Here is a 14,285-nt window from a genome sequence, read left to right as displayed (position 1 = left end):
TCGACACGGGCGCGCCCCGGCAGGCTTCCCTCCCCTGCCGGGGTTTGTTTATGTCGGCTTTGTACCGCGTGCCGGCGGGTTGAAGACCCCCTTGCGATGAAAATAAACCCGGCTGGCCGCGGCCCGCATCGGGGCGGTCGCCAACAGCAGGTTGAATGCAGTATCGCTCTGGAAATGATCAAACAACCAGCGGAGGAGCCGTTTGCTGCGGAACTTGGGGTACGAATCGACAAACCACCGGCTGGGGTCTTCGCGTTTGCCGGTGAGGAAGTCGGCGATCGCGTGGCCGGCGGCCAGGCCGTGCTTGAGCGCGGTGTGGATCCCCCCGGCGGTGACGGGCGAGACCATGCCAGCGGCGTCGCCGACCAGCAGGGCGCGTTCGGTAGCGACCGGCCGCACGACGCCGCCGCAAGGGATCAACCCGGCGCGGATGCCGGGAGGATTGCTCGCGTCGTCGATCAGCGGACGCAGGTCGCACACGGGGGCCAGCTTCTGCAGGAAGGCGTCCATCACGGGCCGGATGGCTTGCTGGTCGGGCCGCATCCGCCGGGCGAGCCCCACCTGAAGCACGTCGACGCCGGGGACCATCCAACCGATGTAGCCCGGCGCGAGTCGGCGGTCGAGCAGGCAGTGGAGCCTGTCGGGGGCGTCGATCGTGGCGCCTGCTACTTCGTACTCCATGCCGAAGAGGAACCTCCGGTTTTGACCCAGACCCAGCGCACGGGCGACGTTGGAGTTGGGCCCATCGGCGCCGACGAGGAACCGTGTCTGGCCGATGCCGGCGAGCTCGAACCCGCTTTGTACCCGCTGGGCGCCGGTGAAGGGGGTTTGGCACACGACCTCGGCGCCCGCTGTGCGGGCCTGCTCGGCGAGCCAGCGGATCACGCCCGGCGTATCGGTGGTGAGGAAGTAGTAGCCGGGGGCGTCGAGGTCGACGTGCCGCATGTTGGGCGCGTAGAGCCGCACGCCGGGCACCCTGCGCGTCAGTTGCGGGGGCAGCGCGTCGAGCAGGGCGACCTGTTCGACCGCGTCTTTGACAATGATCCCGGTGGTGTGCAGCCCGTCGCCGGGGTCGGCCTTCCGCTCGACCACCCGCACGCGCAACCCGGCCCGCGCCAGCACCGTGGCGCACGCCAGCCCGGCAAAGCTGGCCCCAACGACCACGCAGTCCAGCGGCGCGGCGGGGGCGGGGGGCGTGCTCGGCATGGGCGGGGGGCGGCCGTGGGTGCTGGGGGCGAGGGGTTCCGCCGCCAGCATACCGCGTGCGCCGGGGCCTTGCCCGCGGGGCGCAGGCCCCGACGCAGGGCCGCAGTCGAGGCGCCAGTCGAGGCGCCCAGTCGGGGCCGAACGACCGGTTCTCGCCGGTTTTTCTTCGCTGTTTGCTGGCGTCGGCTCCTCGGGTACAATGCGGGACGCGCCCAACGAGCGTCCGACTGGGACGCCATCCGCTCTTCGTCGGTACCAATGAGTTCGACCACGCAAAACCCGCTAGCCCGCCTGCTGCTGCGTTGGAGATCAGCGATGTGCGTGCTCGCGGCGGCGTTGTTGGTGGCCCCGGCGATGCTCGCGCCAACGTACCTCCTCCGGCCTTCTGAGGTCGAGAGCGAGACAGAGACGCCGGCCGAGGTGGTGCTCGTCGGCGTACCGCGTCGCGAGTCGGCGCGGCACTTGTGCTCCGGCGGCGGGGGTCATTCTGCCGGCTGCTACACGGTGTGCATCTACCGCGACCCTCGGGGCGCCGGACGACCGGCGCCCCTCACGCCGGCGCTCGACGGCGGCCAACACGCGCTCCGCAACGGCTCTGGCGGCCCTCTGCGGCTCTAGCGGCGTCCTGCGCGAGCGCCCAGCGCCGAGCGCCCGCCAGAGAGTATCGTCGGCCCATTCGGGCCGACCGGCGCCCTTGCCAACTCACCCGTTTTTCACGCCCCTGCGCCGCTGGCTGCGCGCGGTCGCCGGAAGCCCTTCTCATACTTTGTGAACCACATCCATGTCTTCTGAACCAAGCAGCAACGGGCGTCTATCCTGGAGCGAGACCCTACGGAGCGACGTCCCTGCGTCCATCATTGTCTTTCTGGTTGCGCTGCCGCTCTGCATGGGCATCGCGATCGCCTCGGGCGCCCCGCCGGCCGCGGGGCTCATCACCGGTATCGTCGGCGGTTTGGTCGTGGGGTTCCTCGCCGGTTCTCCGCTGCAAGTCAGCGGTCCGGCCGCCGGATTGTTTGTCATCGTGGCGGAGATCATCCGCAACTTCGGGACCGTGGACGGTGAGTTCAACCTCACGCGCGGCATGGCCGCGATGGGCATCGCGGTGCTTGCCGCCGGCCTGATCCAGTTTGTGGCCGGGGTCTTGAAGTTCGGCGGGCTGTTCCGAGCGGTCTCGCCGGCCGTGATCCAAGGGATGCTCAGCGGCATCGGCGTGCTGATCCTCGCCAGCCAGTTCCACGTGATGGTGGACGACAAGAACGCCGCCAAGCCCTACGTCGAGACATGGGGCAAGGGCCTAGCGAACCTGATCACCATCCCCGCGTCGTTTATGAAGGGGGTTGTGCCGCTCGATGGCTCGCCCCACCACTTGGCGGCGGCGATCGGGGTCGGCACGATCCTGATCCTGGCGCTGTGGAAGTTTATTCCGATCAAGCAGCTCAAGATCATCCCGGCGCCGGTCGTGGCGGTTACGGCCGCTACAATCGTCGCCGCGGCGTTGGGCCTCACGCACTCGCACAATGTGCTGGCGGAAAGGAAGGCCGACCCCGCCTCCACTGCGGGCGACGGCGGCCGGGTGAAGATCACGCAGGTCGACGTGCCCGACAACCTCACCGACGGGATCCTGCTGCCCACGCGTGAATCACTGTCGCTGCTGCTGACACCAGCGATGCTGATCGCGGCGCTCACGATCGCGCTGGTGGCCAGCGCCGAGACGATGCTTTGCTGCACCGCGGTCGATCAGATGCAGTCTCACGTTCGCACCGACTACGACCGCGAGCTTTGGGCGCAGGGGGTCGGCAACATGATTTGCGGCGCCCTCGGCGTGCTGCCGATGACGGGGGTGATCGTGCGTAGCGCCGCAAACGTCGACGCCGGCGGCAGGACGCGACTCTCGGCCATCCTGCACGGCGTGTGGCTGCTGGTGCTCGTGGCGGCCGTGCCGTGGGTGCTTAACTACATCCCCATGGCTGCGCTGGCCGCGGTGCTGGTGTTCACCGGCTGGAAGCTGATCAACCCTTGGGCGATCGCGAAGCTCTTCCAGGTCCGCTGGATCGAGGGCGCCATCTGCGTGCTCACCCTGTCGTTGGTGGTGGGTGTCGATCTGTTGACCGGGGTGCTGACGGGGATCGCCGTGGCCGCCGCGCGGCTGTTGTGGAGATTTACCCGTCTGAAGATCGAGGTCGATAACGACAGCGTGCGGGGGCGGGTGATCATGCGTCTCTCAGGCGCGGCGACTTTCCTCGCACTGCCGCGGCTCACGGCGCTGCTCGATCGGGTGTCCCCCGACACGGAGCTGCACGTGCATCTTGAGGACGTGACCTACGTCGATCACGCCGTGCTCGAGCAGTTTGTTAACTGGGAGAAGCAGCACGAGGCCAACGGGGGCCGCTTGGTGATCGACTGGGACGACCTCACCGCCACGTTCACAGACTCCGAGAAACGCAACGGCAAGAAGCGGCTAGCCCGCGCCGTCTTTCAACCTGCCCGCAAGGATTAACCACTATGTCTGGAATCGATAAATTGCTGCTCAACAACGAGCACTGGGCCAACGAAGTCTCCAAGGTCCAGCCAGGTTTTTTTGAGGAACTGGCGAAGCTGCAGGAGCCCAAGTACCTGTGGATCGGGTGTTCTGATAGCCGCGTGCCGGCGAACCAGATCCTGGGCCTGCTGCCGGGCGAAGTCTTCGTGCACCGCAACATCGCGAACCTGTGCATCCACACCGACATCAACTGCCTGTCGGTGCTGGAGTACGCGGTCAAGGTGCTCAAGGTTAAGCACGTGATTGTGTGCGGGCACTACGGCTGTGGTGGGGTCGCGACGGCGATGGGCGATCAACCCGTGGGCTTGATCGACAACTGGCTGAGGCATATCCGCGACGTCCGCACCGCGCACAGCCAAGCGTTGTCGCAGATTGACCAGCTCGCGAAACGCGTCGATCGCTTGTGCGAGCTCAATGTGGTGGAGCAAGTGAAGAACGTCGCCAGCACGTCGATCCTGCAGAGCGCCTGGGCCGCCGGTCAGGAGATCGAAGTGCACGGTCTGATCTATCGGCTGAACGACGGTCGACTGCACGAACTGGGAGCGTGCTACGCGGCTGGATGCGAAGTCAGCGAGACCTATCGATTGTGCTCGTAGCCATCACGAAGCGGGCAGAACGGCTGCGGCTCTCACGCGTCGCGTGGCGCGCGCGATAGCCGGAGCCGCTGCGCGGCGGTCGCTCAGGCCTGCGTCGTGGCGGCGAGCACCGCCGCGACCACGCCGTCGGCCGTGTATTCGCTGGCGACCGCTTTGGGAGGGTAGCCGAGCTGTGTCAGCGCCTCTGCGGTCAGCGGGCTGATGGCGACCAGCTTCGCCTGGCGGAGGCGCTCGCCAAGCATTGCGGCGAGCGAACGGGCAATGGCGCTGCTGGTGACCGTTATCCAGTCGACCTGCCCGTCTAAAAGCGCGCCGAGCACTTCGGGGTTCGCCTCGACGACGTCGTTGCTCTGGTAGGCTACCACTTGATCGACTTGCCCCCCCGCCCCGCAGAGCATCTCGGCCAGCGTTTCTCTGCCCCGGCTGGCGCGGATGAGCAAGATGCGTTTTCCCTCCGCACCGCCAGCGATCTCGCCCGCAAGCGACTCTGCCCGGTAGGTATCCGGCTGCGCGTCGGCAATCAGGCCCCGGTCGCGCAGCGCCCGTGTGGTGGCCGGCCCGATTGACGCCAGTTTCGCGGCGCCGAAACGCCGTGCGTCGAGGCCGCGGGATTCCAACCGGCTCATCAGCGATTCGACCCCGTTGGCGCTGGAGAAGACCACCCAGTCGTACGTGGCCAGACGGTTGATCGCCCTGTCTACCTCGGCCCAATCGTCGGGGGGCTCGATCTCGATCGCGGGTTGTCGAATCACGCGGGCGCCGAGGTCGGCAAGGCGCTCCGCGAGGGCGTCGGCCTGGCGTTCGGGCCGCGTGACCAGAACGGTTTGGCCGAACAGCGGCCGCGACTCGAACCAGCCGGCGGCGCCACGCAACGCGACGGCGCCCACGATCGCAACGATCGGCGGGCGAAGCCGACGATCGAGGATCACCTCGGCGACGCCGCCGAGCGTTGTCTCCAAGGTTTCTTGATCGGGGTGCGTACAACGCCGCACCAGCGCGACCGGCGTCTCGGGGGGCTTCCCGTGCGCCATGAGTTCTCGCGACCAGGCGCCCGCCGAGGTAACCCCCATGTAAAGCACCAACGTCCCGGGAAAACGAGCGAGCGGGGCGAAGTCGATCGCTTCGGTCAACTCGCTTCCCGCCTGCACCTGACCGGTGACCAGGGCGACGCACGAGGCGTGGTCTCGATCGGTGAGTGGGATCGCGGCGTAGGCCGCGGCCGCCGAGGCGGTTGTTACGCCCGGGACGACCTCGAAGGGCACGCCGGCCGCCACCAGGGCGTCGATCTCCTCCGCCACCCGGCCAAAGACGCTCGGGTCGCCCCCCTTCAGGCGGGCGACGACACGCCCGGCGCGGGCTTCGGCCAGCATGCGTGCAATGATCTCGGGCTGGCTCCACAGTTTTCCGGCGCCGTGGCGGCCGAGGCAGATTAGCTCCGCCCCCGGGCGGGTTTCTGCCAGCGCCCCCTCGCCGCACAAGTAGTCGTACAGCACCACGTCGGCCAGCCGCAGCCGGTCGCGCCCACGCAGCGTGATCAGCCCGGGATCGCCGGGTCCGGCGCCGATCAGGAAGACTCTCGCCAAGGCGGCTGGTTGGGGCTGGGGTAGAGGCATCTCGGTAGATTATGCCCCTCGTCGGGGCCGTGAGCGAGTCCGGGGCGCCAGCAGGCCCCGGACTCGCATGCCGGAACAGCGTTCGGGTGTTAGACTAACAGGGTAGTTTCCCGCGTTCTTACCCGTTTAAGACACGCCGATGACCGTCGATGCGACCCCAAACGAAGCGACGCCCCGCGGCCCCGCACCGCTAACGCTGGCTGTCCGCCAGCGGCTGCAGCAGGTGTTTGAGCGCGGGCGGGCGAGCCAGCAACGCGGCGACAGCGAGTACGCGCACCAGCTTTACTCCGAATGCGTCGTCGAAGACCCGGGGAACTTGGTGTATGCACAGCAGATGCGGTCGAACCTGGGCGCCTACACCGGCGCGGGGCGTCGAGGAATGCTAGGAGGGCTTCGGAGTCGATCGGCGCCCTCGGCCATGCTCAAGGCGATCACGCGAGGCGCTTGGCGAGAGGCGTTCACGCTGGGCTGCGCGGCTCTGAGCAAGAACCCCGGCGACCTTGCGACGCTGCTGGCGATGGCGGACGCGTGCGGCCAGCTCGACCGCCGCGAATGCCAGCTGTTCTACCTGCGCTGGGCCCTGGATATCGATGCGAAGGACGTCGAGGTCAACCGCCAAGCCGGCATCGCGTTGGAGCAGGTAGGCCAGTTCGAACAGGCGATAAGCTGCTGGCAGCGTGTCCAGCACCAGAAGCCGGGCGACGAAGAGTCCGCCAAGGCGATGTCGCGACTGAGCGTTGAGCACGCCATCAAACGCGGCGGGTACAACGCAGACTTGCTGCAGGGCGCCGCCGACGTCGAAGCCCGGCCGGCGGTCCGTGTGTCCGACCTCGCCCAAAGCGACGGCAAGGGCGACTCCGTGTCCGCCGGCGACGAGGCGGTTAGGCTGCAAGCAGCCATCGATGCCGATCCGGCCGACCCAGAGGCCTACCTGCAACTCGCAGACGTTTACGCAAGCGCCGGCCGGCTGGAGAAGGCGTCCAAACTGCTGACCGAAGCCCTGTCTGCGACGGGCGGGGGCGACCTACGGGTACGCGAGAAATGGGAAGACGTTGAGCTGTGCCGGGTCCACGCCCAGGTCAAGGTGGCGGACCGGCGAGCGGCCGAGGAAGCTACCCCCGAGGCCAAGCATCTCGCCCGCCAGATGCTCGCCCAGGCGACCCAAGCCGAGCTAGAAATCTTCGCGGCCCGGGCAGATCGTCACCCCGCAGACCCCCGCCCCCAGATCGAGCTGGCCGTCCGCTTCAAGAAGCTGGGCAAGCACCGCGAGGCGATCCCCTACTTCCAGAAGGCCCGGGGAGACCGCAAGCGGGCGGCAGAGGTCCAGCTCCACCTAGGGGAGTGCTTCCAGCATATCGAGCAGTACAAGCTCGCCCTGGCCAGTTATACGGCCGGTTTGGAGGCCTGTGACCCAGCGAGCGAGGACCTCTACAAGCTGCTGCTCTACCGAGCGGGGGTGCTCGCCAGCGGGATGCGAGAGTTCGAGCGGGCTGAAAAGTGCCTAACCGACCTTGCGGCCATCGACTTCGGGTACCGCGATGTGGGCGACCGGCTGGACAAACTCGCCCGAATGCGGCAAAATCCGTAGCTTCGCCGGCGCCGCCCCCTTCCGGGCTTGGGCCGCCGCACCACCCCGTCTCCACGTCAAATCCTCGATCTGCCCCGTTATGCCTAACTCAGCCGGCGCCAAGAAACGTCTTCGTCAAAGCATCGACCGCAATGCCCGCAACCGGGCCGGCCGTTCCGCTCTTCGGACCCAGATCAAGAAGACGCGCGCAGCGATTGCTGCCGGGGATGTGGAATTGAGCAGCAAGGAGCTGATCGCGACTCAGAAGAAGCTTGACCAAGCAGCCGCCAAGAACCTGATCCATGCCAACGCCGCCGCCCGCACGAAGAGCCGGCTGTCGAAGGCGGTCAAGGCGCTCAAGCAGCCCGCCTCAGCCTAGGGTGAGTCAAGCGAGGGAACTCGCCGCGTCGCAATAGAGAGGGAAGGAGTGTTTCACTCCGTTTGGCGCGCTTCGTGCACCCTACTCCCAGACGAGGCTCGCTGCGTCGAATACGGGGCCTTCGACACAGGTGCGTTTGTAGTCCCATCCGCCGTCTTGCTGGCGGACCGGAGCGACGCAACTGAAGCAAATGCCGATGCCGCAGGCCATCGGCGTTTCCAGCGACGCAAAGCAGAGCACTCCGCGGTCGGCGCAAATCTCCGCCACACGGGCCATCATCGGTTCGGGGCCGCAGGTAGCGACCACAACGCTCTGGTCGCCACACTCCTGCAGTGCTTCCACCAGTAGTTCTGTCACCAGCCCGTGTCGTCCGATCGAGCCGTCGTCGCTGGCGATGCGCAGGTCGATCCCCGCGGCGCGGAAGTCGTCGGCGCCGGCCAGCAGCGACGCGTTGCGGACGCCGTAGCAGAGCACGGTAGAGCCAAACCTTGGCGCAGTGCGGCTGGGTCTGCCGTACGAACAGACGCCGAGCGCCTCCTTGCCGAGGGCCAGCATGGGCGTCTGGCCGATGCCCCCGGCGACCATGACCAGCCGATCCGCAGCGGGAAGCACAAAGCCGTTGCCCAGGGGCCCCCACAGCTCAACCGCGTCGCCGGGCTGCCGCCGAGCGAGCTCGCGGGTGAGCTTGCCCATCCGCAGGTACACGACGTCGATCGCGGCCCGGCTGGCCGATACGTCGTACAGGGCAAGCGCCCGGCCCAGCAGCGGGTCGTTCACCCCCGCGAGCCGGATCATCACAAACTGTCCCGGGACGATCCGTGCCGCGATTTCGGCGGCTTCGACCCTCAGTCGGAACGTGTCTTGGGCGACCGGCTCGTTTTCAAGGATCTCGGCCTGGATGAAGCGGGCGTTGTCGGCGCAGTGCGTTGCGTGGATCGGGGACGCGGCGTTCATTCGATGGTCTTACGTTTCATGGGAGGACGCGGAGCGGGCCCCTTCTTGGCGGCGGCCGGCCTGGCGTTCTTAGCGGCCGTCTTGGCTGTCTTCTTGACGGGCTTTCCCGCGGCAGGCCGACCGGCCTTCCGGGGTCCCCCCCCCTGCCCTACGGGCCTCTCGCGAGAGGCCCCGTCCCGCTTTGATCGTTCCGGCGAGGTCCGGCTCCCGGTCGGTTTGCGTCGGCGTGGGCGAGGGGTTAGCTCGACCCCCTCGGCCGCTTTGCGGAGCGACTTGACTTCGGCGTCGGTCAATTGTCGGTACGCGGCGCTCGGCAGTTCGCCCAGCTTGACCGGACCCACCGCGACCCGCGTGAGCTTCTGCACCTTGTGCCCCACCCGCGCCAGCAGGCGGCGGATCTCGCGGTTGCGGCCTTCGTCGAGGACGACCTCCAGGACCGTCGACTTCTTGCGACGCGACTTGATCTTCACGTGCTCGAAGTGCGCCTTTCCCTCGGCCAGGTAGACCCCTTTCTTGAGCTGAGCGATCACCTCGGGGGTCGGCATCCCGGCCACTTGCACGTGGTAGATCTTCTCAACCCCGTGCTTGGGATGGGTAAGCTGGTTGGCCAGCTCGCCGTCGTTGGTGAGCAAGATCAGGCCGTCGCTTGACATGTCGAGCCGGCCGACGTTGAACACCCGCCCCAGGTCGGGGGGCAACAGGTCAATCACGCGCGGGCGACCCGACGGGTCGCGGGCCGTGCAGACCACCCCTTCGGGCTTGTTGACCGCGTAGTAGATCCGCTTGGGCCGAGCGATCGCTTCGCCGTCCATCTCGATCTTCTGCTGCGTGGGGTCGACCCGCATGCCCAGTTCGGTGACGACCTGGTCGTCGACCTCGATCCGCCCCTCGAGGATCAGCGCCTCGCACTCCCGCCGGCTGGCGATGCCGGCCGCGGCCAGCACCTTCTGCAACCTCTCCCCCGTCTGCTCAGACGCCCCCCCAGCAGCAGCCGGCCTACGGCCGGCGGACGGTTTCCTCGGTTTGCCCGGTGGCCGGGCGCCGGCGGTGGGGCGTTTCTTTGCGGGGCGGCGTTTCATCCCGTCCATCGTAGCTGGACCGGCGCCAGCGACCTAGTCGCCCAGCCGCGATTAGAAGCTAGGCACGAGCTGCGGCGCGTCCCCGGATAGCCGACCGCGGACGACCTCCGGAACCGGTTGCTGGTACTCGCGCGGCCTGCCCCCCACGACCGCCGGACCGATGTCTGGCAGCGGATAGGGGTCGTGGTAGATCGCTTCGACCTGCTGCGGCCCGGCCGGACCGGGATGGAGGAAGTTCGGGCGGCGCGTAAACGGGCTGCAACCAACGGCGGAGCAGACGATCGCGATGGAGAGCAGGAGGCGCATCGCGGAAGCGTAGCAAGTCTGCCCGCCGCGCCCGAGACCACTCTCTCCACAGGCGAGCCGTCGGCGTCAGCCGCCGGAGTTCTTCTTATTGGGCCCGCTGTGCGAGCAGTCAGCGCTATCCCGTGACGACTCCGCCGGGTTACTCCGACAGCTCGCCCCGGGGGTTTAGGGGAGGTACATATCTAGCAGCACGGCCTCGCCCGACACCACGGTCGACGGCCGGCGTGCTGGCGCCAGCACGGCGCTTCCCAACGTCAGCGCGATGCTTTGCTCGCCGGCGTTTGCGACGGCCTCTCCGGCCACCACCGCCAGGATATGGAATCGGTCGTCTTGGGGCAGTGTCCAGCCCTCGGCCAGCTCGCGGCGTTCGAGCACAAACTTGTCACAGGTGACCAGCCGCTGGGCCCCATCGCCGGTTGGCTCCGGCGTTTGCGGCTCGACCGGTCCGCGGTCGAAATCGGTTACTTCCAGCGACTGGCGGATGTGCAGCGGCCGGGGCTGGCCATCCTTGTCGACACGGTTCCAGTCGAACAGCCGGAAGGTGGTGTTGCTGGCCTGCTGGATCTCGGCGATCACGATCCCCTCCCCCAGGGCGTGGACCGTGCCGGCGGGGATGAACACACAGTCGCCAACCGCTGGCTCGATAACGTGAAGGCACGCGTCGCACGTCCCGGCTTCCATCGCCGCGGCCAGCCCCTCCCGATCGACGCCCGCCCGCAGCCCCGCGTAGATCTTGGCCCCCGGCTCTGCGGCCAGCACGACCCAGGCCTCGGTCTTGCCCAGGTCGGGAGGATCGAGTTTCGCGCCCTGCGCGTCGTTTGGGTGGACCTGGACGCTGAGCGTGCGGTTAGCGTCAAGAAACTTCAGCAGTAGCGGAAACTTCTGCTGCGGGGCGTGGCGCCCAAACAAGAGGGCGTTGTGCTCCTCAACGACCTCGCCCAGCGTCCTCCCGACCAGCGGGCCGTCGGCGACGACGCTCTGGCCGTCGGAGTGGTCGACTATTTCCCAGCTCTCGGCGTAGTTGTCCCCGGGCCCGATCGCCTTGCCGAGCACCCCCCCGAGCCGCCGGCCTCCCCACAAATACCGTTGAAAAAGCGGCTCGAACGTCAGCAGCGGGAGCGTCTGCATAGCGGCGCGGACCTTTGACCTAAACTGTTGGTGGAAGCTACTTTGGCTCAGTCTATCCAACCGGCCCCAACCGCCAAGAGGCGACGAATCGGACGCGGATCATCGCGGGTGATCAGGATCTAGGCGGATACGCATCCATCCTCCGTCTCGATCCGCCCAATCCGCGCTGATCCGCGTCCTATTTGTAGAAGTACCCGACCGAGATGAAACGCGAACGCGACGAAGACCTGTTCGAGCAGAGCAAGATGTCCTTCGGGGAGCACCTCGAAGAACTGCGGGGGACGCTGTGGAAGTGCCTGATCGCGCTCGCCTTGGGGTTCAGCGTCGGGCTGTGGTGCGGCGGCTGGGTGGTGGACTACGTGCAGACCCCGCTGCGGGCCAGCCTCGAGAAGCTCCGCGCCAAGCAGGTTAAGCAGGCTCACGTCGAGCGGATCGAGCAGCTACGCCGGCAGGGGATCGACGAAGCGACGCTCACAGAGCTCAGCCAGCTCCCGGAAGACAGCCGACTGATCCCAAAGCTCCGTTTCTTCAGCCGCGAAGAGCTTAGGCGGCTGCTGGGCGGCGGCGCGGCGCAGGCCGCCGTGGAAGGAGACCCGGCTCCCGAGGGTGTGCCCCGTGAGCTGCTTCCGGCCGACCTCGTGCCGCTCACCCTGTACGAACGGATCGAAGACGACCCCCGCACCAACACCATCGGCACCGGGGTGCCGGACGCGTTCGGCGTGTACATCAAGGCGTCGCTGCTGGTGGGCGCCGTGCTGGCGGGGCCCTTTATCTTCTACTTCATCTGGGAGTTCGTGGCGGCCGGGCTGTACAAGAACGAGCGGAAGATGGTGTACACCTACATGCCGATGAGCATCACGCTGTTCCTGGCCGGGGCGGCCATCGCGTTCTTTATGGCGCTGCCGTTGGTGGTCGACTTTTTGTTCTTGTTCTACGACTGGATGAAGATCGACGCCACGCCGCGGATCAGCGAGTGGCTGAGCTTCGTGCTGCTGCTTCCGCTGGGGTTCGGCATCAGCTTCCAGCTCCCACTGGTGATGCTGTTTATGGAGCGGATCGGGGTTTTCAAGACCGCCGACTACGTCAAGAACTGGCGGATCGCGGTGATCGTGATTTGCATCATCTCGGTCTTCCTGACCCCGGCCGACATCTACAGCATGATCCTGATGGCCGTGCCTCTGTGCGTGCTGTACTTCGGGGGGATCGGGCTGTGCAAGTGGATGCCGCGGCCGACGGCGCCGTATGGGGAGCCGACGGACGCGTAGTCGTAGGGCAGGCCCCGCCTGCCGAGCCTGCGAAGCGCGGTCGGGCTTTTGGGACAGTGCTGCTGACGGATCCGGCTATTGCGGTTCGATCCAAATCAAGAACCCACGTGCCGGGTCCGGTATTTCATCTGACCTATTCACCTCGGCTATCTGAAACCGCATGAGCACCATTGGATTTTTGGCGTCCTGCGATTCCGTAGTACCATTAACGCCACCTGTCTTTGAGCAACGCATCGGCCAATCTACCCAGTCGTGATTACCGCTTGTCACCCTTAACTGGCCGGCGATTCGAACCGATCCACGCCAAACGTCTGTCTGCAAGTCACGACGGATGCGGTACTCAATCACGTTCTCCGTCCCCGACTCAAGGACTTGCCCCGAGAGACTCGGGATGAATCCGGTAGCGGGCACCACTTGCCCGCCATCGTCACCAGCCGTCCGTACCAGATAGTTGTGCCCTGCTGGCAACCACACACGCCACTTCCAACTGAGCTCGTCCGTCTGCGGACACTGCACTGCCGCGAGTCGTGTCGGGTCTTCGACGATCAGCTTGCCCGTTTCGTTGCGAAGCTGCTGTACTTCTTGCCGTAACGGCCCCACCTCCCGCCACAGCATCCCCGTCGTCAGTCCGAGCGCCACGATCGTGGTGAGCAACAGCAGGTTCAGCAGGGAGAAGCGGGGGCGGGGCATGGAGCTGCTCGGGGTTAGACAACCGTAAAATCGCCGGTCGCCATCCGCTGATGAAGCTCTTCCCACTCCGCTAACACGCCGAGCGTCGTCGCCCAGCGCACGATGTAGTCACTGTCGAGCCGATCCTTGCGCTCGTTTAGTATACTGGCCATATCACGCAGGTGCTTGGGCGACCTGCCCTCCTTGAAGTAGATGAGCTTGCCAAGGATGACGTCTTCTGGCGACGCCGCGAGCACCTCTCGCTCCTCTAGCAGCCGAGTCGGGCGGCGACGCCGCATCTGCTCGGCCGGCCAGCCCTCGAAGCCGATTACCATGAAGTCTATTTTCATGCCGGTGGTGAGCTGCAGCACATTGAACTGCCCCTGCGTGCGTACTGCTTCGTCGATGGCAGAACGGCTGACGTAGAACTCTTCTTCGGGGAATGCGGCGCACAGCACCGCGACGTCGATCTGTGTTAGCTGGATGACAATATCCACGTCGAGCGTCACGCGTGGCTCTCCCCACGCCCCGCTGGCGAGCGACCCAACCACGGCGTAGGGGACGCGGATGCGATCGAGAACTTCAACCGCGATGCGTAGCAGGCCAGTCGGCTCCACGGCTTATCCTCCGCGAGACTTCGCCTTCGACCTGCTGCTCGGTCCATTCGGGGTGATCATACATCACCCCACCTCGAACACATTGCCGCGCCAAACGATAGCCGCCGTCGATGAGCGCCATCTTCTCTAACGGCGTCATGCGGCGCCAGATCTCCGCGACGCGCGGCTCAACCACCTCGATCACGCCGAGTGTGTTCGTGCGAGGCGGGACGGCTTCGGCGGTCGGCGTTTCGGGGGCCATCGTGCGGATTGTACCAAAGCCCCGGTGGGACGGAAGCACTTAGCCAGTTTCGTAGGGCAGGCCTCGCCTGCCTTTCGTTGGGTAAGCGGTTGCCCCGGGGCTTGGCAGCCGAGGCCTGACCCACGT

15 protein-coding genes are annotated in these 14,285 nt (G+C 66.6%); 6 read left to right on the top strand and 9 right to left on the bottom strand.

Features of this window, described 5'->3' with window-relative positions; translation table 11 throughout:
- Positions 1-48: 48 nt before the first annotated feature.
- A complete protein-coding gene (locus Pla175_RS04885; protein WP_145281656.1) occupies positions 49-1,206 on the bottom strand; it encodes an NAD(P)/FAD-dependent oxidoreductase in 1,158 nt (385 codons plus the stop codon).
- Between the two features lie 258 nt (positions 1,207-1,464).
- On the opposite strand from Pla175_RS04885, the gene Pla175_RS04880 reads away from it, so the two are divergent.
- The 3 genes from Pla175_RS04880 (at position 1,465) to can (ending at position 4,341) form a co-directional block, all read left to right on the top strand.
- Positions 1,465-1,824: a hypothetical protein gene (locus tag Pla175_RS04880; RefSeq protein WP_145281654.1), complete on the top strand. Its 360-nt coding sequence runs from the start codon at positions 1,465-1,467 to the stop codon at positions 1,822-1,824.
- A gap of 163 nt (positions 1,825-1,987) precedes the next feature.
- The gene (locus Pla175_RS04875; protein ID WP_145281652.1) at positions 1,988-3,703 is read left to right on the top strand and encodes a SulP family inorganic anion transporter; all 1,716 of its coding nucleotides are present in this window, start codon (positions 1,988-1,990) and stop codon (positions 3,701-3,703) included.
- Between the two features lie 5 nt (positions 3,704-3,708).
- The gene (gene can / locus Pla175_RS04870) at positions 3,709-4,341 is read left to right on the top strand and encodes a carbonate dehydratase (RefSeq protein ID WP_145281649.1); all 633 of its coding nucleotides are present in this window, start codon (positions 3,709-3,711) and stop codon (positions 4,339-4,341) included.
- Between the two features lie 83 nt (positions 4,342-4,424).
- On the opposite strand, the gene cobA is transcribed toward can, so the two are convergent.
- Positions 4,425-5,954 (bottom strand): uroporphyrinogen-III C-methyltransferase, encoded by a 1,530-nt coding sequence (cobA, locus tag Pla175_RS04865; protein ID WP_145281646.1) that lies wholly within the window; start codon positions 5,952-5,954, stop codon positions 4,425-4,427.
- Between the two features lie 139 nt (positions 5,955-6,093).
- On the opposite strand from cobA, the gene Pla175_RS04860 reads away from it, so the two are divergent.
- Both Pla175_RS04860 and rpsT read left to right on the top strand, forming a co-directional pair.
- Positions 6,094-7,542 carry a tetratricopeptide repeat protein gene (locus Pla175_RS04860; RefSeq protein ID WP_145281644.1) on the top strand — a complete coding sequence of 483 codons (1,449 nt, stop codon included), beginning with the start codon at positions 6,094-6,096 and terminating at the stop codon, positions 7,540-7,542.
- A complete protein-coding gene (rpsT, locus tag Pla175_RS04855) occupies positions 7,493-7,900 on the top strand; it encodes a 30S ribosomal protein S20 (protein ID WP_231954196.1) in 408 nt (135 codons plus the stop codon). The genes Pla175_RS04860 and rpsT overlap by 50 nt, the downstream gene beginning before the upstream one ends.
- Positions 7,901-7,981: 81 nt before the next feature.
- Here the strand turns inward: rpsT and Pla175_RS04850 are convergent, their stop codons facing one another.
- From Pla175_RS04850 to Pla175_RS04835, 4 genes are all read right to left on the bottom strand, one after another.
- Positions 7,982-8,854, bottom strand: coding sequence for a dihydroorotate dehydrogenase electron transfer subunit (locus Pla175_RS04850; RefSeq protein WP_145281642.1), 873 nt, complete (start codon positions 8,852-8,854; stop codon positions 7,982-7,984).
- Entirely contained in the window at positions 8,851-9,933 is a 1,083-nt protein-coding gene (locus Pla175_RS04845) for a pseudouridine synthase (RefSeq protein ID WP_145281640.1), read from the bottom strand. The genes Pla175_RS04850 and Pla175_RS04845 overlap by 4 nt, the downstream gene beginning before the upstream one ends.
- Before the next feature lie 51 nt (positions 9,934-9,984).
- Positions 9,985-10,239, bottom strand: coding sequence for a membrane or secreted protein (locus tag Pla175_RS04840; RefSeq protein ID WP_145281638.1), 255 nt, complete (start codon positions 10,237-10,239; stop codon positions 9,985-9,987).
- Between the two features lie 165 nt (positions 10,240-10,404).
- Positions 10,405-11,367 (bottom strand): type I phosphomannose isomerase catalytic subunit, encoded by a 963-nt coding sequence (locus Pla175_RS04835; RefSeq protein WP_145281636.1) that lies wholly within the window; start codon positions 11,365-11,367, stop codon positions 10,405-10,407.
- A gap of 203 nt (positions 11,368-11,570) precedes the next feature.
- On the opposite strand from Pla175_RS04835, the gene tatC reads away from it, so the two are divergent.
- Positions 11,571-12,632: a twin-arginine translocase subunit TatC gene (tatC, locus tag Pla175_RS04830; RefSeq protein ID WP_145281634.1), complete on the top strand. Its 1,062-nt coding sequence runs from the start codon at positions 11,571-11,573 to the stop codon at positions 12,630-12,632.
- A 75-nt stretch (positions 12,633-12,707) separates the two neighbouring features.
- Here the strand turns inward: tatC and Pla175_RS04825 are convergent, their stop codons facing one another.
- Genes Pla175_RS04825 through Pla175_RS04815 form a run of 3 tightly spaced genes read right to left on the bottom strand, consistent with a single transcriptional unit; the run spans position 12,708 to position 14,159 of the window.
- Positions 12,708-13,322: a hypothetical protein gene (locus Pla175_RS04825; RefSeq protein WP_145281632.1), complete on the bottom strand. Its 615-nt coding sequence runs from the start codon at positions 13,320-13,322 to the stop codon at positions 12,708-12,710.
- 14 nt (positions 13,323-13,336) lie between these two features.
- Positions 13,337-13,918: a nucleotidyl transferase AbiEii/AbiGii toxin family protein gene (locus tag Pla175_RS04820; protein ID WP_145281630.1), complete on the bottom strand. Its 582-nt coding sequence runs from the start codon at positions 13,916-13,918 to the stop codon at positions 13,337-13,339.
- On the bottom strand, positions 13,884-14,159 hold the full coding sequence (locus tag Pla175_RS04815) for a hypothetical protein (RefSeq protein ID WP_145281628.1): 276 nt from the start codon (positions 14,157-14,159) through the stop codon (positions 13,884-13,886). Before Pla175_RS04815 ends, Pla175_RS04820 begins: the two co-directional genes overlap by 35 nt.
- Between the last annotated feature and the right edge of the window lie 126 nt (positions 14,160-14,285).

The organism is Pirellulimonas nuda (genome assembly GCF_007750855.1).
GTDB lineage: Bacteria > Planctomycetota > Planctomycetia > Pirellulales > Lacipirellulaceae > Pirellulimonas > Pirellulimonas nuda.
Note: the sequence above shows the minus strand (reverse complement) of the source record. Positions and strands in the feature narration are given on the sequence as shown.